Genomic DNA, 20415 nt, shown 5'->3' on the forward strand with positions numbered 1-20415 from the left:
TGGCGTAACGAGGCGCGATGAGCGCGCTCAGATATCCGCTTCCACTTCGTTGCCCTTTTCTTCCAGCCAGCTGCGCCGCGACGCCGCTTCGCCCTTGCCCATCAGCATCGTCATACGCGCCACCGTGGCGTCGTAGTCGAGTTCACCGAGCGCCACCGGCGTGAGACGCCGCGTATCGGGATTCATCGTGGTGTCCCACAACTGCTCCGCGCTCATCTCACCCAAACCCTTGAAGCGGCTGATTGACCACTGTGTTTCGCGCACACCATCCTTGCGCAGCTTGTCGAGAATCGCTTCGAGTTCGCCTTCGTCGAGCGCGTAGAGTTTCTGCGCCGGCTTCTTGCCACGCGCGGGCGCATCGACACGAAACAGCGGCGGACGCGCGACACACACATGCCCACGTTCGATCAGTTGCGGGAAATGCTTGAAAAACAGCGTGAGCAGCAATACCTGGATGTGCGAACCGTCGACGTCCGCGTCCGAGAGAATGCAGATCTTGCCGTAGCGCAGGTTCGACAGATCGACCTTGTCGTCCGGGCTATGCGGATCGACGCCGATCGCCACCGAAATGTCGTGCACTTCGTTATTGGCAAACAGGCGGTCGCGCTCGGTTTCCCACGTGTTCAGCACCTTGCCGCGCAGCGGCAGGATGGCCTGATATCCCTTGTCGCGACCCATCTTCGCCGAGCCGCCCGCCGAGTCGCCCTCGACGAGGAACAATTCATTCCGGTCGATTTCGGTGGATTCGCAATCGGTCAGCTTGCCTGGCAACACCGCCACGCCCGAACTCTTGCGCTTCTCCACCTTCTGGCCGGCACGCGTCCGTGCCTGAGCCTGTTTGATGACGAGGTCCGCGAGCTTTTTGCCGTGCTCGACGTGCTGATTGAGCCACAACTCGAGCGCCGGACGCGCGAACGACGACACCAGCTTCACCGCATCGCGGCTATTCAGGCGTTCCTTGATCTGCCCTTGAAACTGCGGATCCAGCACCTTCGCCGACAGCACGAACGACACGCGTGCGAACACGTCTTCGGCGAGGAGCTTCACGCCTTTCGGCTGCAGGTTATGCAACTCGACAAAGCTCTTGACCGCCTGGAACAGCCCGTCCCGCAGACCGGATTCATGCGTGCCGCCAGCGGGCGTAGGAATCAGATTGACGTAGGACTCACGCGTGAGCGGACCTTCTTCGCTCCACGCGACAACCCAGGCGGCGCCCTCGCCCTCGGCAAAGGTTTCTTCGTTCGATCGCGAGCTTTCTGCGTAACGTTCGCCTTCAAAGAGCGGGATCAGCAGGTCGCTGCCGTTCATGCCTTCCAGCAGATAGCCGCGCAGGCCGTCTTCGTACTTCCAGGTTTGACTCTCGCCGGACTTCTCATTGATGAGCGTGACCTCGACGCCCGGCAGCAACACCGCTTTCGAGCGCAACAGACGCTGCAACTCGCCGAACGGCAGATTCGGCGAATCGAAGTATTTCGGATCGGCCCAGGCGGTGACCCGCGTGCCCGACTTCTTTTCGCCTTTGGCGGCAGCGCGCACGGTAAGAGCCCTGGCGACGTCACCGCCGGCAAAGCCTAGCTCTGCAATCTTTCCGTCGCGCCAGACCGTGACGTCAAGGCGCGTGGACAGCGCGTTGGTAACCGAGACGCCCACGCCGTGCAAGCCGCCCGAAAACGTGTAAGCGCCGCCCGCGGCCTTGTCGAACTTGCCGCCTGCGTGCAGACGGGTGAACACGATTTCGACGACCGGCACGCCCTCTTCGGGGTGCATGCCGAATGGGATGCCCCGGCCGTCGTCTTCGACCGACACCGATTGGTCCGCGTGCAGCGTGACCACGATCTGCCGACCGTAGCCGCCGAGGGCTTCGTCCGACGCGTTGTCGATGACTTCCTGAATGATGTGCAGCGGATTCTCGGTGCGCGTGTACATGCCGGGCCGCTGCTTGACCGGCTCCAGACCCTTCAACACCTTGATCGACGCTTCGCTATACGCGGCGTTTGGCTTTTTCGTAGACATGGCTTACTCGGGTGCGTCGGTTCATCGTTGTCCACAGTTCCTGTGGACAGGTCCGTGGACAATGCGTTGAGTTTTCAAAAAAAGCGAAACGAAACAATGGGGTGAGTGGGGTGCCCGCACCGCGGGCAAACGCTTTTCTGGCTTGCTTCTGCCCGGCCCTCGCGACGGCGCGGCGGCCGGCGCGAACGGCCCAAGGCAAGCCTGTTCGCGGGGTATTTTACTGATTTCGATACAGGGAGCAATTTGCCGGACGCCGGATTGACTGTTTGGATGAGGCGGCTTGCGTTACTTGCGCTTGCTCTCCAGCTCATCCCATCGTTCCAGGGCGACCATCAGCTCTTCGTCGATCGCCGTGTAGCGCGCCGTGAGCCGCGCGCCTTCGGCCGGGTCCTTCGCGAAGACCGAGCCGTCTTCGAGTTGCGCACCGATGGTCTTCTGCTCGGCCTCCAGCGCCGCAATCTGCACCGGCAGCGCCTCCAGTTCGCGCTGATCCTTAAAGGACAGCTTCACCGCACGCTGAGTGTTGCGGCCCGTGGCGCTGTCTTTCGGCGCGCCCTCTCGTGTCGCCTCTTTTGACGCTTCCTGCGCCATCTGCTGCGAACGGGCGCTTTGCACCTGCCAGTCCGAGAAGCCGCCCACGTACTCGCGCCACTTGCCCTCGCCTTCCGACGCGATCACCGACGTGACGACGTTGTCGAGGAACGCCCGGTCGTGACTCACCAGCAAGACTGTGCCGTCATACTCGGCGAGCAGTTCTTCCAGCAGTTCCAGCGTCGGGATGTCAAGATCGTTGGTCGGTTCGTCGAGTACCAGCACGTTGGCCGGACGGGCAAACAGACGCGCCAGCAGGAGCCGGTTACGCTCGCCCCCTGACAGCGACTTTACCGGCGAGCGCGCCCGCTCCGGGGCGAACAGGAAGTCGCCGAGATAACTCATCACGTGCTTTTTGTTGCCGTTGACTTCGACCCACTCGCTGCCAGGGCTGATCGTGTCGGCCAGGCTCTTGTCCAGATCAAGCTGGGCGCGCATCTGGTCGAAGTACGCGACCTGCAGGTTCGTGCCGATCCGGACCGTGCCGTCATCCGGCTGCAACTCGCCGAGAATCAGCTTCAACAGCGTCGTCTTGCCTGCGCCGTTCGGACCGACGAAGCCGATCTTGTCGCCACGCATCACCGTGCCGGTGAACCGGTCGACCACCGCGCGCGCGCCATAGCGCTTCGTCACATCGGTCAGTTCCGCGACGATCTTGCCGGACTTATCGCCCTGCCCCACGTCCAGCTTGACGTTGCCCAACACGTTGCGACGCTCGGAGCGCTCGTTGCGCATCTGCACGAGCCGCGCAATGCGCCCGACACTGCGAGTACGGCGCGCTTCGACGCCCTTGCGAATCCAGACTTCTTCTTGTGCGAGCAGTTTGTCGGCCTTGTCGTTCTCGATCCGCTCCACTTCCAGTTGCTGTGCCTTGCGCACCTGGTAGGCCGAGAAATTGCCCGGATAGGACAGCAGGCGTCCGCGATCCAGTTCGACGATGCGTGTGGCGACCCGGTCGAGGAACGCGCGATCGTGGGTAATGAAGAGCAGACCCGCACGCTGCGAGATCAGCAGATCTTCCAGCCAGCGAATGCCGTCGAAATCGAGGTGGTTGGTCGGTTCGTCCAGCAGCAGCACGTCCGGTTGCACCACCAGCGCGCGCGCCAGCGCGACGCGCTTTTGCATGCCGCCGGATAACGCGCCAACCCGTGCATCGCCATCAAGGCCAATCTGCGCGAGCGTGGTCTCCACGCGGTTGCGCCAGTTCCAGGCATCGAGGGCGTCAAGCGACGATTGCAGCGTGTTCAGGCGGGACATCAACGCGTCGTGTTCACTGCCTTCCGGCGTTTCTGCAAGTTGGTGCGCGACCGTATCGTACTCGTCCAGCGCCGCGCGGGCGTGGGTCAAGCCGGCGGCGACGGCGTCGAACACCGAGTCGTCCGTATCGAACTCCGGCTCTTGCGGCACGTAGACGGTTGTCAGCGACTGCTGACGGGTAACCAGACCGTCGTCGGGCTTGGCGAGCTCGGCGACGATTTTAAGCAGCGACGACTTGCCCGCGCCATTGCGGCCGATCAGCCCAACGCGCTCGCCCGCTTCGAGAGAGAAATCTGCGTGATCGAGCAACGCGACGTGACCGAACGCGAGTTGCGCCCCGGTAATGGTGTAAAGCGACATGGAGTTTGGCAGAAGACAGCGGTGAGTCGGAAGCGCCCATTGTACCGGGCGCGCAGGCGCTTGCCTGGATGCCGGAAGAGATAGGGCGATTGGCCAGGGCGTAATCGGGACGAGGCGGCTGCATTGCACCCGCTCGAGGGTCCTAAGTGGCGCCCTGACAAATTCCTGTAATATTGCGGGTCGCCGCGCGCCCCAAAAAGGGGCAGACCGCGCGGATTGTTGTAATGAACTGAAGAAAGAGTGTGTGCCGTGAGCGAAGTAATAGTTGAATATAAAAGCTGGGTCTGCCTGATTTGTGGCTGGATCTACAACGAAGAAGAAGGTTTGCCGGAAGAAGGCATCGCGGCAGGTACGCGTTTCGCCGATATCCCGGAAGACTGGCGCTGCCCGCTGTGTGATGTGGCCAAGGCGGAATTCGCCATCGTGGAGTTCTGAAGGCGACGGATTGATGCCGGTGTGCGGCCTGCGGGACGCGTGTCGGAGGGCGCAACGGCCCGGCAAGCCAAGGAGGCTGCCGGGCCGTTGTGTTTTGTGGTGTTATGTGTGGCGAGGGCGTGCGCGTTGAGTGTCTGCCCTGTGCGTCACACGCCATTCGCATGCCCTGGTGGCTTTGTTATACTCTGGCCCCTGCGGCGCAATTAAATGCCGGCCTGCTTGCTTTTGGGTCGTGTCCGGTATGACGCCGTACGCCAGGCTGAAGTTAGAATTGAACGTGTTCCGCGCTACGGCGGGTCGACTTAGGAACGTAGCGGTTGTCAACGGAATCAATAGGCCGAAGGCGGTTGTGTGGGCTTGTGGCCAAGTGCCTGCTCGCGCCGCTCGCGGTTCTGCTCCCCGTAGTTCAATGGATAGAACAAGTGCCTCCTAAGCGCTAGATACAGGTTCGATTCCTGTCGGGGGGACCAGCTATACGTCGCGCACGCCGGCGACCCAACGCCGTTCACGAGCGAATATCTCAAGCCCCGCCAAGCATCCGCAGCGGGGCTTTTTGCTTTGATAGTCACCGCCGCCGCCCCATCCCCGCCCGGAATCTTTCCCCACCTTCGCTCCCCCCACCCTCGCGCGCTCAGCATGCTAACTTGCGCGCCAAACCAACCAACGCGTCGCCCGTCGCGACGCACACGCAAACAATGGAGCGGTTCTTCCTGGGGCGCGCTGGCGCCATCGTTTATCTGATGGAGCGTCGCCGCGCGTGGTTTGCCAAAATTACGGCCGCGTCGAGCGGCAATGTCGAACTGGAGTCCGCGCAGATCGACATGATCGAACGGCTTGTGCTAGATGTTCGCGCGGGCCGGGTTCGGGAATTCGAACTGCACCATCCGAAGCCGGTCGCCGTGTTCGTCACAGACTAGCCCGGAGTTGTCCACGAAGAACGCCCCCTTTGTCGTCATTCCCCCTCCGCACCACGAACCCAGGTCATCAATCAATGGCCGCCCTGTTTGCCGGCCAGCCGCTTTGGCTCCCAAACAAGTCTCCAGGGGGAATGCGCACGGCTGCCGTTTTGCAAAAACATTTGCGCCACCCAAAGTGGGAAACCGCCCCCGTCGGCAATAGCAAACAGGCCCGCATCTCTTGAAAGATGCAGGCCTGTTTCGTGTCACTAACGAGCGTTGTCTCTGACTCGTCACCTAACCTCGTCTAATACATTGGGCAACGGCGTAGGGCCTTAACGAGCATTGCTGATCGGCGGCGAATACGAACTCACCGTCGTAGACGTACGCACACCAACTTGCGACGTCCCATTCCCATTCGAGCCATAACCGCTCGCACTAGCTTGGGTAGCCGTGTTCTGTGCCGTTGCGGTTTGCGCATCCGCATGTTCCGCCGCAACACGTGCCTCCGCGGCCTGAATGTTCGCCGGGTAGTCATAGTCGTTAGACGTCGCCGGGTTGTAGCCGGCCTTTTCCACCTGGATCAATTGATCCCGAACCTGTGCACGCGTGAGCGGTTCATTCGACTGCGCGAACGAGACCACTGGAGCGACGAGAACAACGGCAAGAGCAACTGCTTTGATAAGGGCTTTCATGATCTGGACCTCCGACAATTGTTTTGTGCGGCGCTACAAACAAGTTTGTCTGCAGCCGGTAACTACAGTGTAGAAGCGGCCCATCCGGCGGTGAAGACCCCGTTTCCGAATTCACTGTTGTCGTTAGCAGCACAATCGCCGTTAAGAGCGCCCTACTCCGGAAGTTCTGTGCGCGCAGCGTATGCAGGTGAGGTGTGCGGCCCGAATCAACCGAGAAACGCTGGTGTCGCATCCGGGTAAATCCTCAGCCCGGCTATCCGGATCAACGCATAGCGCGCGAAATAGCGCGATAAAACCGTGGTGTTCATCGGATTGTCTTTTGCACCCCAAGCGTACTGTTTGATTCACGCGATGAGCGCACACAGCCGGATCCGCAACACGCGAAGTTCACTGAAACGGCTAAGCGACTCACACAACGACCGCGAAAATCATCTGACGAAAGCGGGCAGATTTAACGAACGACAAGCAGCATTGACGAGGACCGTATGAACAGGTTTATCGACGAAGGCATCGCACACATTGCACGAGTAATGAAGCCGGCCTTGTATGGTGAAGTGGTGGGCTTGTATCTGTCATCGGATTATTGGCGTCAGCGGCTATATCAGATCCTGGATACGGTTCATCTCAACAACGCACAGTTACGCGCCGTCGACAGTCTGCTCCTGGAACTGGACGAATTCGATCGTTGTGTGCGGGTCCCCGTTGTGACGCAAACGTGCGTAGAAATGGCGGGCTAGCGGTTCAAGGCTTACGCGAACCGCTGCGAAGAGATTCGCTCGCAAGCAGTTCGCGCGATCACAGTTTGGCGGCTGTGGGCCAGCCCAGGCGTCCTGCCCGGCGCAAAGTGGACTCCACCACCATGCGGTGAAACGGTGCAATCAACGTGATGTACACGCGTCCGAGTCGGTTATGGCAATGCACGACGGTCGATAAAACGAGGTACGGGTACTCGCCTGCCGCCTCGTTTCTCATCTGGCGCAGCACCGACACTCTGAAGTCGAGGTGCTTATCGTCCTCACCGAGGATGATCTCGTGTGAGGCGCGCTGGTAGATCTTGAAGATATCGACGCGCCCCTCACCGCTCGCACCTGACGAGCGCCGCAACTGCTTCGCGGTTTTGATGCCGAAGCGGGCAACCACGGTATCGCGCACCGACATCAGCCGCGCTACCCATGATGGCTGGTGAGAGAACAGGAAGCGTGATAACTGTTCAGTGTCGATGCTAGCGTCAAGGGGTAGACGGATCGCGTAGGCATCTGCCAGATAAGGGGCATCGCACCATCCTGCGACGGCTGATTCTCCCGGCACCGCAACCGGCTTGACAGACCAGTCAGCATTTTCCATCTATCGACACTCCCTAGTAGAGAATCAAACGTTCACGCGCAGTATGAAGCGTAGCAACAACCCCCGATCGTCACATCTCGTGATTATTTAGGAATGTATATCTTTTCCACCACCCACCCCGTCGCATTCGCATCCCGCTCATTGAACCCACTTGCGCACATCTTGCTCCCAGAGGGGTTCTCCGCATCCGGACGGATTTTCCGGACCGAGCACTGTGATGTAGCCGCGCGTTTTCATACACGACTCGTACGCCCGCACTTTCACGCATTGCCCCGCACCCGCCTTCTGTGCAACGGCTTTGCAGGCGGCAACGGAATGATCCATGGGTCCAAAATCCAGATCGTCGGCGCGCGACGTTGTAGGCGCATCGGAGCCCGTCGCGGAGAATTCAACTGGGCCGGCCTGCGTACACGCGGCGAGTGAGATCGAGGCGAGAATCGCGCTCGCCAGCAAAAGCGAATGACTGACTTTCATCGTCCAATCTCCCGTGCAATCGTCGCGCCCATCATACCCCGCCGCCCTGCGATGGCATGAGCAACCGGGCGTCGCCGTGAAGCTGGCTGAATGACGCGCCAGCATGACCCGTATCGTGTTGAACTGTCTGCATCGGCGGCGTCAATTCTTTTCGGCGATAATCGCGGCGAATTGCCTGCCTGCGCATCCTGAACGAAGCACCGCTGCTTCGTTCAGGATGCGCGGGCCATTCAGCCATCACCATTCAAGCGTTTCCTTATCCGGCTGAGTCACGTTAAACCATGCGGTTTTAGCGTGGACCCAGTCACCATGCACTCTATGAGCAAGACAGCGAATCAGCAGCGCCAGGTCGACACCCTGCTTAGTCAGGCCGTGGCCTTGCAGCAAAACGCGGCATATGTCGAAGCGGAAGAACTCTATCGCGAGATTCTGGTGCTGCGGCCCAGGCACTTCGATGCGATCCAGTTGCTCGGCGCCCTTGCACTGCAATCAGGCCGTCTCGAAGAAGGGATTGCGTTACTGAAACAGGCGGTCGCCATCAACGGTATGCAAGCGCCGATTCACTCGAATCTGGCCTATGCCTACAACACGCTGCACCGCTACAAGGAAGCTCTTGCCAGCGCCAATCGGGCGCTCGCCTTGCGCGCCGACTTCGTCGATGCCCTGAACAACCGAGGCAACGCGCTGGCTGCTCTCGATCAACCGGCTGAGGCGCTTGCCAGCTTCGAGCGCGCACTGACGTTGCAATCGGGATTCGCGCAAGGCTGGAGCAATCGCGCCTGCGTGCTACGCGACCTGGGGCGTCCTGCCGACGCGCTCGCAAGCTGCGATCAAGCCATCGCCTTGCAGCCAAACTACGCCGACGCATGGAGCAACCGCGCCAACGCACTGAGCGATCTGAACCGCCCCGAGGACGCGCAAGCGAGCTACCAGCGCGCCATAGAGCTGGCTCCTGCGCTCGCCGACGCATGGAACAATCTCGGCCTCACCCTGGTCGATCTGAATCAACATGCGCAAGCCCTGCACAGCTACGAACACGCCCTCACGCTGAACCCCGGTTTTGCCGAGGCGCACTGGAACGAATCGCTCTGTCTGCTGCAAATGGGCCGGCTCGCGGAGGGTTGGCAGAAGTACGAATGGCGCTGGGAACGCAACCGCATCAAGGCGGGCAAACGAACCCTCGCTGAATCGCTATGGCTGGGCGATTTTCCCATCGCCGGCAAGACCATTCTGCTGCACGCAGAACAGGGCTTGGGCGACACGCTGCAATTCTGCCGTTACGCGGCAATGGTGAGCACTCTCGGCGCGCGCGTCTTACTGGAGGTGCCGTCGGAACTGATGCGGCTTCTGTCGAATCTGCAGGGTGTAGACGAACTGATCGAGCAGGGCCAGCCACTGCCGCGATTCGATTGCCATTGCCCGCTGCTCTCGCTGCCGCTAGCCTTCAAGACGGACTTAGGAACCATTCCAGCAGGCACGCCCTATCTGCACCCCGACGCACAGGCGGCGCAACGGTGGGCTCAGCGCATCGGCAACGACGCGCTGGGTGCATTGAAAGTTGGTCTGGTCTGGGCGGGTGGCAACCGGCCGCATGTTGCTGAACTCAGAAAAAACGATGCGAGGCGCTCGATCGCGCTGGATACGCTGCGGCCCCTCTTCGACGTCCCGCAGGTGCAGTTCTACAGTCTGCAAAAAGGTCCGGCGGCGCTGCAACTCGCGCAGAGGCCTGAGCTTGGACCACGCATCATCGACTACACCGACGAACTCGTCGACTTCGCCGACACCGCAGCCCTCGTGGCTAACCTCGATCTGGTCATTTCGGTCGACACTGCAGTCGCCCATCTTGCCGGCGCCATGAATAGGCCCGTCTGGATTCTGAACCGCCTCGACACTTGCTGGCGCTGGATGCTGGAACGCAAGGACAGCCCGTGGTATCCGAGCGCGCAACTGTTCCGCCAGCCGGCGCTGGGGGAATGGACTAGCGTGGTCTCGTCAGTCCGCGAGGCGTTGGGGGCCCGCGCCGGGCGCCGGATCGACTGACGGCCCGGCCCCAACCGTGGAGGTCACGGCACGACCGGCCGCGCATCCAATAGCCCCATTACGCTCCACTAGCCCCGAGTTCAGTTCCGGCTCGGGATATTTACACCGGCCACCACGGCCGGGCGCGCCAGGAACGCGTCGAGCGCCCGTTTGACCTCGGGGAAATCCGCGAATCCCACCAGATCAGCGGCCTCATAAAAGCCCACTAGGTTACGAACCCACGGAAAGGTGGCGATATCGGCAATCGAGTAGGCGCCCATGATCCACTCACGCTGAGCGAGCCGTTGCTCGAGTACATTAAGCAGGCGCCGCGATTCGGCCACGTAACGATCGCGCGGGCGCTTGTCCTCGTAATCCTTGCCGGCGAACTTGTTGAAAAAACCCAACTGGCCAAACATCGGGCCAATGCCGCCCATCTGGAACATCACCCACTGGAGCGTTTCGTAACGACCGGCGGCATCCTGCGGCATCAACTGACCGGTCTTGCCGGCCAGGTAGAACAGAATCGCACCGGACTCGAACAGCGCGAACGGCTTGCCGTCGGGGCCGTTCGGGTCGAGGATCGCCGGAATCTTGTTGTTCGGATTCAGTGAAAGAAACGCCGGCGACATCTGATCGTTGGCGTCAAAGCGCACCGTATGCGGTTCATACGGCAAGCCGGTTTCTTCGAGCATCACCGAGACCTTCACGCCATTCGGCGTGGGCAGCGAATAGAGCTGAATGCGGTCCGGATGCTGGGCGGGCCATTTGGCGGTAATCGGAAATGCGGAGAGATCAGTCATGAAGGCCTTGGTCTAGGTAGCGATGGACGATGCCTGCCTATCACTCCCTCGGCAGGTAGCCGTCACTGGCGAACAAAGCGATCAATATAAACGCTCTCGCATAACTTTTCTTGCGAGTACCCTGCTCGCCCTCACTGGCATGATCCGCACCGGCGACGGCTCTGCCTAGGTGGCTGCGCGGCAAGCGCCGCGCCCCTTTCCGCTGCCTCGTGTACCCACCAACTCACCATGGATCTTTGGTCGCCGTCCCGGCGCGGCGGGTGTAACCCTCGCGCCAGAGCGTCGCGCCCACCGACATCAGCACGACGCGTTCATCCGCGCCGAGCAAATCCCAAGCCGACGCCAGCCAGTCGGCAAACCCGGCGCAGGTATATTCGACATCGACGGGTACCTTCCCCTCCAGAAACTGCCGCTCAAACATCGCGATCATTTTTTCGGGTGTCATTGCATGCCTCCTCTCGATGCACCCAGTCTAGGCGAGCCGCGGGCGGCCCGGAAGCTTTCGCATACCCTGGCACAACCATCGGCAAGCATTGCCGCATCGCATCGGGCACAACGCAGCAGAGCGCAACACAACACGCCGCCCAAGGTTCCGGAAAGCAGAAAAGGCGCCGCAGCGCCTTTTCCTCAAACCATAACGCCCCTAAAGGAACGGGGCTGGCCAGACTGACGCGTTACGGCGCGTTTCGCTTGGCGTTGTCCTTGGCTTGTTCCTTGCCGTCGCCGTAAGCCTTGCGAATTTCGCCCGCGCCCTGCTGAAGGTCGCCCTTCAGTTCCTGGGTCTTGTCCCCGGTGGCCTTGCCGACAGCCTCGTTGACCTTACCCTTGACCTGCTCGGTAACACCCTTCACTTGGTCTTTGTTCATGTCAGGCTCCATCGTTTTGGAATGCCAGCGCAAAGTTACGCCAGTGCTTTCATTCAGCAACGGCTATGCCCAGCCCAATCCACGTCCGGCTGAAGCCCAAAAAAATTTTGCAAATAACCCTAAAGTCAAGCTTTGACCTGCCGTTAACGAGGCATGGACCACACGCTGACTGCGTCCAACAATTCATCGTTTGCGACGCTTATCGACCAGGACATCGCGCATATTCGCCGCGTGATGCTGCCGTCCCTGCTCGGCGACCTTGCTGGCCCGATCCTGCCGCCGCCCTACTGGCGCGATCGGCTGAACCGGTTGCTGGACGCGAGCCATCTGTCCCACGCTCAACTGCGCATCGTCGACAGCCTGCTGCTGCAACTCGACAAATTTGACGCCCACCACCAGCTTCCCACCTGGAACGCGATGCCGCTCGCCGCGCACGAAAGCCGCGGCGCCGTGCGGTAAAACGCCAACCGTCGACACGTCTGCGCCGGCCAATCGAGCCGGGGGCTTGTCATTTCTACAGACAAAAAAAGCCGCGGGCCTAGGCCGCGGCTCGAACACACCGTAACGCGGAGATCCTGCGTCACGGTAGAAGCCTAACAACGCAAAATGACAGCCGCAATGCACCAGGCCGAATACCCGGCTTTCGGGCTATCGCTGCGGCCACGGCCCGCGCATCGCCGTCATTTTCCGCCCACCGTCTACTTGCTCCCTCAATCTGCGTGATTTTTGCTCGACCGAGCCCCAAATCACGGGAGAAAGGGACAACTCTAGGTCATAATGTCCGCAAAAATCCCCAGCAAGGACTGCTAGTGACCCAGGCCCCACCGCTCGAGCTGCTCAAACAGGCGCGCAACCGCTTTACCCAGCGAGAAATCGCCGCTCACGTCGGCAAAGACATCAAAACCGTGCGCCGCTGGGAAAAGGGTGAAACGCCCTGTCCGGCGATGCTCGAACCGGCCCTGCGCGACCTGCTGCAAGCGGGCGCGGGCGGTCACAAAAGCGGCGCGACGGGCGAAGCGAATTTCCGTTTTATTGATCTGTTTGCGGGCATCGGCGGTATCCGGATGGGGTTCGAGGCCCAGGGAGGCGCCTGCGTCTTCACGAGCGAATGGAACGACTTCTCGAAGAAGACCTACCTCGAAAACTACGGCGCGGACCATTCGTTCATCGGCGATATCGTCTCGTTTCCCGCCGCCGATGTGCCGTCGCACGACGTCCTGCTGGGCGGCTTCCCATGCCAGCCCTTCTCCATCGCAGGCGTGAGCAAGAAAAACGCGCTGGGCCGCCCGCATGGTTTCGAATGCTCGACCCAGGGGACGCTCTTCTTTGACGTCGCGCGGATCATTGCCGCTAAGCGCCCCGCCGCCTTCCTGCTGGAAAACGTGAAGAACCTGCTGTCCCACGACAAGGGCCGCACATTTGAAGTGATCCTGCAGACCCTGCGCGATGAACTCGGCTATGAGGTGCATTACCGGATCGTCGATGGCCAGCATTTCACGCCGCAGCATCGCGAGCGCATCATCATCGTCGGCTTTCGCGGCAAGACCGCGTTTTCGTGGGACGACCTGCGTCTGCCGGAGCAAGGCCCGCGACTCTCGGCCATCCTGCATCGCACGGACGGCAGCGAGCCGCTGCTGACGTGGGATCACGACCGTTTCTTCGACCACGCGAAAAAGCGCGTACAACCGAAATACACCCTGACGCCCAACCTGTGGACCTATCTGCAGAACTACGCGGAAAAGCATCGCGCGGCAGGCAACGGTTTCGGTTTCGGTCTGGCCTATCCGGACAGCGTGACCCGCACCTTGTCCGCGCGTTATCACAAGGACGGGAGTGAAATCCTCGTCGATCAGGGCAAGCGGCTGCGCCCGCGCCGTCTCACCCCGCGCGAATGCGCCCGTCTGATGGGCTTTCCCGATACTTTCCGCATTCCCGTCAGCGACACCCAGGCGTATCGCCAGTTCGGCAATAGCGTCGTGATGCCGGTCATGCGGGAAGTCGCGCGCATCATGCTGCCGCACATCCAGGCTCTGCTCGCGCAGGAGCGTAACGCGGCATCGGGCACTGTAACTGGCGTCACTACACGGGCGCGGCTGCGCTACGCCTGATGGTCGACATTGTCGACAGCGCCACCCGCAGCCGGATGATGTCCGGCATCCGCGGGCGCAACACCAAGCCGGAACTGCTGATCCGCAGCCTGCTGCATCGCCGGGGCTTTCGCTTTCGGCTCGACGCCCGCGACCTGCCAGGCCGCCCCGACATCGTGTTGCCGCGCTATCGCGCCGTGGTATTCGTGCATGGCTGCTTCTGGCACGGCCACGACTGCCCGCTCTTCAAATGGCCACAGACCCGGCCTGAGTTCTGGAGCGCCAAGATTGGCCGCAACCGCAGTAACGACGCCCGGGCGCAGGAAGCCCTGCTCGCCGCGGGATGGCGTGTCGCCGTGGTGTGGGAATGCGCGTTGCGTGGAGCCAATCGGGATCTCAATGGCGTGCTGGAACGGCTGACTGACTGGCTGCACAACGACGCCACCGAGTTCGACGAGCGCGGCTGAGTACTGAACTTCAAACCAGCAGTCCAAACGACCAGTCCAAACGCACCCGTCAATCCCGCAATTCAGATCTCTGGGCGCGGCCCGGCTCAGGCAATCGAACCAGCCGCCGGTGATACACTCATCTGGCTCACCCGGGTCTTTCCGGAGCACCTTTGCCGGCAGCCCGGCCCATCTCTAGAACCATCCTTAAGGAGGCATACGATGGCTGATTTCCGTCTCTGGTCCGACGACTTTCCCGCTAACGGCTTCATGCCGAAAGCGCATGAGTACGACGACAAGGCATTCGGCGTGGATGGCGAGAACATCTCTCCAGCGCTGCAGTGGGAGGGGGCGCCGCAAGACACCCTAAGCTTTGCGTTGACCGTGCACGATCCTGACGCGCCCACCGGCAGCGGCTTCTGGCATTGGGTGGTTGTCAACATTCCGGCGGATGCCCGCTCGCTGTCGCGCAACGCCGGCAAGGCCGACGGCAGCCTGCTGCCGCAGGGCGCGCTGCAGGTGCGGAACGATTACGGCACGGTAGGCTTCGGCGGTGCCGCGCCGCCGCGTGGCGACAAGGCGCACCGGTACATTTTCAGGCTTCATGCGCTGAAGGTCGCGCACATACCGATCAGCGCAGACACGACCAATGCGATTGCGCGCTTTATGACCCACCTGAACGAACTCGATTCGACAACCTACACCGGTCTGTACGAACTGAAATAATCACCCAGGCAGTGGCGGCGGCGCACGCTGCCGCCACTGGACCAGCCCGCTGAACCTACACGTCAGCCCACCCGATGAGCGCGGGTTCCCCGGCGTAGGCGTCTGCCCGGCAGTCAATCACACCCACACACGATGCACGCACAAGCTACCGGCAAACACGGTTCCACACCTTCGGGCGCGCCAGGCGGCGGACCCACCGATCCAGCCGGCCGCGATCAGCCCGCTGCCAACGAAGCAGAACTGGGCCTACCGCTACCACAGCGATATTGGGCCATTGTCGTAGTGGCGCTGGGCATCACCCTGGCCGTCCTGGATAGCGCGATCGCCAACGTCGCGCTGCCTACCATCGCGCGTGACCTGAATGCGAGCGCGGCAGCGTCGATCTGGGTGGTCAACGCATACCAACTGGCCATCACCATTTCGCTCTTGCCGCTCGCGTCGCTGGGCGACCGGATCGGCTACCGGCGCATTTACATCGGCGGCCTGATTCTGTTCACGGTTGCTTCGCTCGGCTGCGCGCTCTCCTCTTCGCTGCCTACCCTTGCGGTAGCCCGGGTGATCCAGGGCTTCGGCGCGGCCGGCATCATGAGTGTCAATACCGCGCTGGTGCGCACCATCTACCCGATGACGCAGTTGGGTCGTGGCGTCGCGATCAATGCGATGGTGGTGGCGGTCTCGTCCGCGGTGGGTCCGACGGTAGCCGCAGGCGTGCTCGCGGTTGCGCCCTGGCCGTGGCTCTTCGCGATCAATGTGCCAATCGGCATCGCCGCCATCGTTAGCGGCTTCAAGGCACTGCCCGCCAACGCCGGCCATGAAGCGCCGTACGATTACCTGAGCGCGGTGATGAACGCGTTCGTGTTCGGCCTGCTGATCTTCGCCATCGACGGTCTCGGTCACGGTGAACACCCGGGCTATGTCGCGCTCGAAGTGCTCGGCGCCATCGTGATTGGCTACTTCTTCGTGCGCCGTCAGTTGACCCAGCCGGCTCCGCTGCTGCCCGTCGACCTGATGCGTATTCCGGTGTTCGCGCTGTCGATCGGCACCTCGGTCTGTTCCTTCGCCGCGCAAATGCTCGCGTTTGTGTCCCTGCCGTTCATGCTGCAGTACACGCTCGGTTTGTCCCAGGTGCAGACCGGCTTGCTGATGACCCCGTGGCCGCTCGTGATCATCGCCGCCGCGCCGCTTTCGGGCGTGTTATCGGACCACCTCTCAGCGGGTTGGCTGGGCGGCATTGGTCTGGCCATGCTGACGGCCGGTCTGTTACTGCTCGCCACGCTCGGTGCGCATCCGGAGTCGCTGCAGATTGCGTGGCGCATGGCGCTGTGCGGAGCGGGCTTCGGCATTTTCCAGTCGCCGAACAATCGCACCATGCTCGCCTCGGCGCCTCGCGAGCGCAGCGGAGGCGCGAGCGGCATGCTGGGCACCGCCCGTCTGACGGGGCAAACGGTTGGCGCTGCGCTGGTCGCGCTGATCTTCGGCGTGGCGCCTCAGCACGGGCCGACTGTTGCGCTCTATGTTGCCGCTGGTTTCGCGGCCGTGGCCTCAGTCGTGAGCACGATGCGGGTGACGCAGCGCGCGACTCCAGTGTCCAGGCCCTTGAGCTAACGGCAGACGAAAACGGCGGCCTTCGAGGCCGCCGTAACGATGCGTCAAGTCGCTGCCACGTCCTTGAGCTTTACCGCTTTGGCCGTCACCTTGGACGCCGTCGCGACGTTGCGCAGATCGGCGAGGAAGTTATCGCGCCATACCGACAGATTGTTTTCGCGCAGCGGCGCCATCATGTCGCGATGACGCGCCTGTCGCTCGGCGAGCGGCATCGACAGTGCACGCTCCAAGGCCTCGGCCATCTGCGATAGATCGAACGGATTGACGACCAGAGCCCCCGGCAACTGTTCGGCCGCGCCGGCAAACTGCGACAGCACCAGCACGCCAGGATCGGCTGGGTCTTGTGAGGCGACATACTCCTTGGCCACCAGGTTCATCCCGTCGCGCAACGGCGTCACGTAGCCTACTTGGGACTGACGGAACAGCGCCATCAGCAGATTGCGTTCGTACTTGCGGTTCAGATACTGGATCGGCGTCCAGTCAAGCTGCGCAAAGCGGCCGTTGATACGCCCGGCTTCCCCTTCGAGCGTCTGACGGATGCGTTGATAAGTCTGCACGTCTGCTCGCGTCGGCGGGGCAATCTGAACCAGCGAGACGCGGCCATGCCAGCCTGGCGCACTCAGCAACAAACGCTCGAACGCCTGGAAGCGCTCCACCAGTCCCTTCGAATAATCGAGGCGGTCGACGCTCATGATCAGCTTGCGGCCGCGCATGCCGTCGCGCAGACTGCGCACCGGCTTGCGGTCGGTGAACTGGTCGGCCGCTTTCGCAATCGCGTCGGGATAAATCCCAATCGGATAAGCCGCCACTTTCAAGAAGCGGTTATAGGCGTGCATCATGCCGTCTTCGCTCGACGTGCCATGCTGACCGCGCTCGATGTAATCAACAAACGACTGCCGATCTGCCTCAGTCTGAAAGCCCACGACGTCGTAGCTACACATTGCCTTCACGAGCTCTTCATGCGGCGGCACGCTGCGCAGCACTTCAGGCACCGGAAACGGAATATGCAGGAAAAAGCCAATCGGATTCTTGACGCCCAGCTCGCGCAGACACCGCGCAAACGGCAGCAAGTGATAGTCGTGAACCCAGATGATGTCGTCGGGCTTGATCATCTCCTTCAACTGCTTGGCAAGCGTCTGGTTGACGCGCAGATAGCCGGCGTATTCCTGACGGTCGTAGCGCGACAGGTCGTTCCGGTAGTGGAAGGTCGGCCATAGCGTTGCATTCGAGAAGCCACGGTAATACTGGTCATAGTCACGCTTGGTGAGGCCCACCGTGGCATACGTCACGTTGCCCTGCTTTTCGATCACCGGCGCCGATGGCTCTGCCACCGTCTCGCCGCTCCAGCCGAACCATACGCCGCCGGTTTCCTTAAGGGCGTCCAGCACGCCGATCGCAAGACCACCCGCTGCGGGGCGGCCTTCCTGCGTGGGCGCGACACGATTCGATACCACGATCAATCTGCTCATTGGTGCTCCACCTCATTCAGTTAACGTTGCATGCGGGGATGTGCCGTACTGGTGCACGCAAGTCGCGTGCCCTGATTGCTAGAACCAGCAGAAGAAAAATGTATGTAAATGTGACGGGCAGGTAAAAACCCGCCACAAGCTGGCGCAGCAGGGAAAAATCTTCGCTGGTTGTCCGACCAAAGATGGCCGGCAGAAATCCGTCAGGCGTCCTGCTCAGAGCCGAGATCGCGCTGATATTCCAGCCCTTCCGGTCGCACGCCGCCCTGATTATGGTCACCATCCGGCGGAGCGTCAGGCGCGACGCGGTTTTGCCCTGCGGGGTCCGGGCCGACCGGCGGACCGCTGGGGCCGCTGCCGGGACGCGAGTCGCGCTTTGAATGGCGCGCGGAGCGCCGCAAAGCCGGATGTCTCATGTCGATGCCTCCTGTGGAAGCCTGCCGCACGTGCACGGCATCCATCCAGTCTAGGACTCGCGGTGACAAATTGCCGGTAAAACCGACGCCGCTCTTGTAACAACTACATCAAATCGATAGAAGCGTGCCGCGTACGGCACGCTATATGCAGGCGTCACAGCATCGGGTAATGGCGAACGCCAACCGAGATGTGCGGCGTTTGATTGGGCTGCGGCGGCGGGTCGCCAATTGGCGGAGCAGACGGCTCGACCGGTTCGCGGGTCGGATCCGGCACGGTGTCCGGTTCGTTCGGATTGGGCGGGTCGGTCGGCTCGGGGCGATGTGCTTCGCGCGGCGCGGAGCCGGGAACAGCGGCGAGGGTCACGGGGGCGTCCAGCGGCATAGTGGCTCCTTGTTATGCGTATGGTGTTACCGCAGCAAAGCCTATGCCGGGGCGCACGCCGCCCGTGGATTCAAAGCACGTCAGGCGTCGGCGCCGCCCAGTGCACGCGATTCATCGGATGCGTCGCCGTCTTCGCCACGGCTTGCGTCATTGCCATACTCGACGAGGCGGTTGTACAGCGTTTTCAGGCTAATGCCGAGAATCTCAGCGGCGCGCGTTTTGACGCCGCCGCATTGCTCCAGCGTCGCCAGAATCAACTGCCGATCCGCCTCGGCGAGAGACGTGCCGAACGGAATCGTGATCGCCGTACCCGCTGCCGGCTTCGACAGCGTGATCTGCAGCGGCACGGTAGCTGTGCTATCGGAATCGTTGCCGGACATGATGTGTGCGCGCTGTACGTAATTCTTCAGCTCCCGCACGTTGCCTGGCCACGGATAGGTCAGCAGCATTTCCTTCAGTGCCGGCGGGAAGTGTTTGCGTGTGCTGTGGCGCTCATTGAGGTCGTCGAGGAACGACTGGGCCAGCAGTTCGACATCCTTGCCCCGCTCGCGCAGCGGCGGCAGGCTGATCGGAAACACGTTCAAGCGGTGATACAGGTCAAGCCGCAGCTTGCCTTCGAGCACCGCTTGCTCCGGGTCGCGATTGGTGGCCGCGATCAGGCGTACGTCGGTCTCGATCTCTTTGGTCGTGCCCACGCGCATGAACATGCCGGTTTCCAGCACACGCAGCAGCTTGACTTGAAGCTCGATCGGCATCTCGGTGATTTCGTCGAGAAACAGCGTGCCGCCATTCGCCCGCTCGAAATAACCCTTGTGCTGCCGGTCCGCGCCCGTGAACGCGCCGCGCTCGTGGCCGAACATTTCCGATTCGATCAGGTTCGGTGAAATCGCGCCGCAGTTCACCGCGAGAAACGCGTGTTTGCGGCGCAGGCTCAACTGGTGCAAGGTCTGCGCGGCGACTTCCTTGCCCGTGCCCGATTCGCCCACCAGCATCACCGAAGCAGCAGTGGGCGCCACGCGGCCAATCTGGTCGTAGACCTCCTGCATGACCGGCGAATTGCCGAGCATCAGGCCGAAGCGCCCCATGCGGCGCAGTTCGCCGCGCAAGGTGCCGATTTCGGCCTTCAGGTCACCCGGGCGCGGCAGGCGCGACAGGATCGCCTTGACGCGCTGCATGTTGATCGGCTTGACGAGGTAGTCGGTCGCGCCCATTTTCAGCGCGTTGACCGCCGACTCCACCGTTGCGTGGCCGGTAATCACAATCACCTCGACACCGGAGCGCGGATCGAGATCTTCGAACAGATCGACCCCACTGCCGTCCGGCAGCTTCAGGTCCGTGAAAACGACGTCCGGCATCTGCCGGACCAACTGGATGCGCGCTTCGCGCAGATCGCCCGCAGTCGCGGTGGTCAGCCCGTCCTCCCCAATGATGGCGGCAAGCGCCTCACGGGTGCCGGGGTCGTCATCGACAATCAATACGTGTGGCATCGCGTCTCGAAAGCCCGAAAGTTCTGGTTGTGGATGGCATGCGTGAA

21 protein-coding genes and 1 tRNA gene are annotated in these 20415 nt (G+C 61.8%); 10 read left to right on the top strand and 12 right to left on the bottom strand.

What is annotated here, in order from left to right:
* Positions 1–27 precede the first annotated feature (27 nt).
* Positions 28–2013 (bottom strand): DNA topoisomerase IV subunit B, encoded by a 1986-nt coding sequence (locus WCA85_RS05350; RefSeq protein WP_424062126.1) that lies wholly within the window; start codon positions 2011–2013, stop codon positions 28–30.
* 285 nt (positions 2014–2298) lie between these two features.
* A complete protein-coding gene (locus WCA85_RS05355) occupies positions 2299–4221 on the bottom strand; it encodes an ATP-binding cassette domain-containing protein (RefSeq protein WP_424062127.1) in 1923 nt (640 codons plus the stop codon).
* Between the two features lie 249 nt (positions 4222–4470).
* Between WCA85_RS05355 and WCA85_RS05360 the strand changes: the two genes are divergently transcribed.
* The 3 genes from WCA85_RS05360 to WCA85_RS05370 all read left to right on the top strand — a co-directional run bounded on the left by WCA85_RS05360 (position 4471) and on the right by WCA85_RS05370 (position 5573).
* Entirely contained in the window at positions 4471–4656 is a 186-nt protein-coding gene (locus tag WCA85_RS05360) for a rubredoxin (RefSeq protein WP_424062128.1), read from the top strand.
* 395 nt (positions 4657–5051) lie between these two features.
* Positions 5052–5126 (top strand) — tRNA-Arg (locus WCA85_RS05365).
* A gap of 174 nt (positions 5127–5300) precedes the next feature.
* The gene (locus WCA85_RS05370) at positions 5301–5573 is read left to right on the top strand and encodes a hypothetical protein (protein WP_424062129.1); all 273 of its coding nucleotides are present in this window, start codon (positions 5301–5303) and stop codon (positions 5571–5573) included.
* Positions 5574–5887: 314 nt separating this feature from the next.
* Here the strand turns inward: WCA85_RS05370 and WCA85_RS05375 are convergent, their stop codons facing one another.
* Positions 5888–6247 (bottom strand): DUF4148 domain-containing protein, encoded by a 360-nt coding sequence (locus WCA85_RS05375; protein WP_424062130.1) that lies wholly within the window; start codon positions 6245–6247, stop codon positions 5888–5890.
* A gap of 485 nt (positions 6248–6732) precedes the next feature.
* Here WCA85_RS05375 and WCA85_RS05380 point away from each other — a divergent pair, with 485 nt between their 5' ends.
* Positions 6733–6984: a hypothetical protein gene (locus tag WCA85_RS05380; protein WP_424062131.1), complete on the top strand. Its 252-nt coding sequence runs from the start codon at positions 6733–6735 to the stop codon at positions 6982–6984.
* 58 nt (positions 6985–7042) lie between these two features.
* Here the strand turns inward: WCA85_RS05380 and WCA85_RS05385 are convergent, their stop codons facing one another.
* Positions 7043–7591: a DUF2867 domain-containing protein gene (locus WCA85_RS05385; RefSeq protein ID WP_424062132.1), complete on the bottom strand. Its 549-nt coding sequence runs from the start codon at positions 7589–7591 to the stop codon at positions 7043–7045.
* 138 nt (positions 7592–7729) lie between these two features.
* Positions 7730–8065, bottom strand: coding sequence for a hypothetical protein (locus WCA85_RS05390; protein ID WP_424062133.1), 336 nt, complete (start codon positions 8063–8065; stop codon positions 7730–7732).
* A gap of 318 nt (positions 8066–8383) precedes the next feature.
* Between WCA85_RS05390 and WCA85_RS05395 the strand changes: the two genes are divergently transcribed.
* Complete coding sequence (locus tag WCA85_RS05395; RefSeq protein ID WP_424062134.1) at positions 8384–10105, top strand: tetratricopeptide repeat protein; 1722 nt, start codon at positions 8384–8386, stop codon at positions 10103–10105.
* 80 nt (positions 10106–10185) lie between these two features.
* On the opposite strand, the gene WCA85_RS05400 is transcribed toward WCA85_RS05395, so the two are convergent.
* From WCA85_RS05400 to WCA85_RS05410, 3 genes are all read right to left on the bottom strand, one after another.
* On the bottom strand, positions 10186–10887 hold the full coding sequence (locus WCA85_RS05400) for a glutathione S-transferase N-terminal domain-containing protein (protein WP_424062135.1): 702 nt from the start codon (positions 10885–10887) through the stop codon (positions 10186–10188).
* A gap of 223 nt (positions 10888–11110) precedes the next feature.
* Positions 11111–11332, bottom strand: coding sequence for a hypothetical protein (locus WCA85_RS05405; protein WP_424062136.1), 222 nt, complete (start codon positions 11330–11332; stop codon positions 11111–11113).
* Positions 11333–11561: 229 nt separating this feature from the next.
* Entirely contained in the window at positions 11562–11753 is a 192-nt protein-coding gene (locus WCA85_RS05410) for a CsbD family protein (protein WP_424062137.1), read from the bottom strand.
* Positions 11754–11906: 153 nt separating this feature from the next.
* Here WCA85_RS05410 and WCA85_RS05415 point away from each other — a divergent pair, with 153 nt between their 5' ends.
* The 5 genes from WCA85_RS05415 (at position 11907) to WCA85_RS05435 (ending at position 16617) form a co-directional block, all read left to right on the top strand.
* Entirely contained in the window at positions 11907–12212 is a 306-nt protein-coding gene (locus tag WCA85_RS05415) for a hypothetical protein (RefSeq protein ID WP_424062138.1), read from the top strand.
* A gap of 350 nt (positions 12213–12562) precedes the next feature.
* The gene (gene dcm, locus WCA85_RS05420; protein WP_424062139.1) at positions 12563–13861 is read left to right on the top strand and encodes a DNA (cytosine-5-)-methyltransferase; all 1299 of its coding nucleotides are present in this window, start codon (positions 12563–12565) and stop codon (positions 13859–13861) included.
* Positions 13861–14307, top strand: coding sequence for a very short patch repair endonuclease (locus WCA85_RS05425; protein WP_424062140.1), 447 nt, complete (start codon positions 13861–13863; stop codon positions 14305–14307). The genes dcm and WCA85_RS05425 overlap by 1 nt, the downstream gene beginning before the upstream one ends.
* A gap of 201 nt (positions 14308–14508) precedes the next feature.
* Positions 14509–15012, top strand: coding sequence for a YbhB/YbcL family Raf kinase inhibitor-like protein (locus WCA85_RS05430; protein WP_424062141.1), 504 nt, complete (start codon positions 14509–14511; stop codon positions 15010–15012).
* A 132-nt stretch (positions 15013–15144) separates the two neighbouring features.
* Positions 15145–16617, top strand: a complete 1473-nt coding sequence (locus tag WCA85_RS05435) for an MFS transporter (protein WP_424062142.1) — start codon at positions 15145–15147, stop codon at positions 16615–16617.
* A gap of 44 nt (positions 16618–16661) precedes the next feature.
* On the opposite strand, the gene otsA is transcribed toward WCA85_RS05435, so the two are convergent.
* From otsA to WCA85_RS05455, 4 genes are all read right to left on the bottom strand, one after another.
* Positions 16662–18086 (bottom strand): alpha,alpha-trehalose-phosphate synthase (UDP-forming), encoded by a 1425-nt coding sequence (otsA, locus tag WCA85_RS05440; RefSeq protein ID WP_424062143.1) that lies wholly within the window; start codon positions 18084–18086, stop codon positions 16662–16664.
* A 200-nt stretch (positions 18087–18286) separates the two neighbouring features.
* Entirely contained in the window at positions 18287–18499 is a 213-nt protein-coding gene (locus tag WCA85_RS05445; protein WP_424062144.1) for a hypothetical protein, read from the bottom strand.
* A gap of 154 nt (positions 18500–18653) precedes the next feature.
* Positions 18654–18881 carry a hypothetical protein gene (locus WCA85_RS05450; protein WP_424062145.1) on the bottom strand — a complete coding sequence of 76 codons (228 nt, stop codon included), beginning with the start codon at positions 18879–18881 and terminating at the stop codon, positions 18654–18656.
* An 80-nt stretch (positions 18882–18961) separates the two neighbouring features.
* Positions 18962–20368, bottom strand: a complete 1407-nt coding sequence (locus tag WCA85_RS05455) for a sigma-54-dependent transcriptional regulator (protein WP_424062146.1) — start codon at positions 20366–20368, stop codon at positions 18962–18964.
* Positions 20369–20415: the final 47 nt, after the last annotated feature.

Source organism: Paraburkholderia sp. (assembly GCF_049581445.1).
GTDB lineage: Bacteria > Pseudomonadota > Gammaproteobacteria > Burkholderiales > Burkholderiaceae > Paraburkholderia.

What these genes read in the sequence shown, in the direction of transcription:
- otsA (WP_424062143.1), bottom strand. Translation starts at nt 18,086, where the DNA reads ATGAGCAGATTGATCGTGGTATCGAATCGTGTCGCGCCCACGCAGGAA.
- WCA85_RS05425 (WP_424062140.1), top strand. Translation starts at nt 13,861, where the DNA reads ATGGTCGACATTGTCGACAGCGCCACCCGCAGCCGGATGATGTCCGGC.
- WCA85_RS05405 (WP_424062136.1), bottom strand. Translation starts at nt 11,332, where the DNA reads ATGACACCCGAAAAAATGATCGCGATGTTTGAGCGGCAGTTTCTGGAG.
- WCA85_RS05375 (WP_424062130.1), bottom strand. Translation starts at nt 6,247, where the DNA reads ATGAAAGCCCTTATCAAAGCAGTTGCTCTTGCCGTTGTTCTCGTCGCT.
- WCA85_RS05395 (WP_424062134.1), top strand. Translation starts at nt 8,384, where the DNA reads ATGAGCAAGACAGCGAATCAGCAGCGCCAGGTCGACACCCTGCTTAGT.
- WCA85_RS05390 (WP_424062133.1), bottom strand. Translation starts at nt 8,065, where the DNA reads ATGAAAGTCAGTCATTCGCTTTTGCTGGCGAGCGCGATTCTCGCCTCG.
- WCA85_RS05385 (WP_424062132.1), bottom strand. Translation starts at nt 7,591, where the DNA reads ATGGAAAATGCTGACTGGTCTGTCAAGCCGGTTGCGGTGCCGGGAGAA.
- WCA85_RS05355 (WP_424062127.1), bottom strand. Translation starts at nt 4,221, where the DNA reads ATGTCGCTTTACACCATTACCGGGGCGCAACTCGCGTTCGGTCACGTC.
- WCA85_RS05380 (WP_424062131.1), top strand. Translation starts at nt 6,733, where the DNA reads ATGAACAGGTTTATCGACGAAGGCATCGCACACATTGCACGAGTAATG.
- WCA85_RS05445 (WP_424062144.1), bottom strand. Translation starts at nt 18,499, where the DNA reads ATGAGACATCCGGCTTTGCGGCGCTCCGCGCGCCATTCAAAGCGCGAC.
- WCA85_RS05410 (WP_424062137.1), bottom strand. Translation starts at nt 11,753, where the DNA reads ATGAACAAAGACCAAGTGAAGGGTGTTACCGAGCAGGTCAAGGGTAAG.
- WCA85_RS05415 (WP_424062138.1), top strand. Translation starts at nt 11,907, where the DNA reads ATGGACCACACGCTGACTGCGTCCAACAATTCATCGTTTGCGACGCTT.
- WCA85_RS05450 (WP_424062145.1), bottom strand. Translation starts at nt 18,881, where the DNA reads ATGCCGCTGGACGCCCCCGTGACCCTCGCCGCTGTTCCCGGCTCCGCG.
- WCA85_RS05455 (WP_424062146.1), bottom strand. Translation starts at nt 20,368, where the DNA reads ATGCCACACGTATTGATTGTCGATGACGACCCCGGCACCCGTGAGGCG.
- WCA85_RS05435 (WP_424062142.1), top strand. Translation starts at nt 15,145, where the DNA reads ATGCACGCACAAGCTACCGGCAAACACGGTTCCACACCTTCGGGCGCG.
- WCA85_RS05430 (WP_424062141.1), top strand. Translation starts at nt 14,509, where the DNA reads ATGGCTGATTTCCGTCTCTGGTCCGACGACTTTCCCGCTAACGGCTTC.
- WCA85_RS05400 (WP_424062135.1), bottom strand. Translation starts at nt 10,887, where the DNA reads ATGACTGATCTCTCCGCATTTCCGATTACCGCCAAATGGCCCGCCCAG.
- WCA85_RS05350 (WP_424062126.1), bottom strand. Translation starts at nt 2,013, where the DNA reads ATGTCTACGAAAAAGCCAAACGCCGCGTATAGCGAAGCGTCGATCAAG.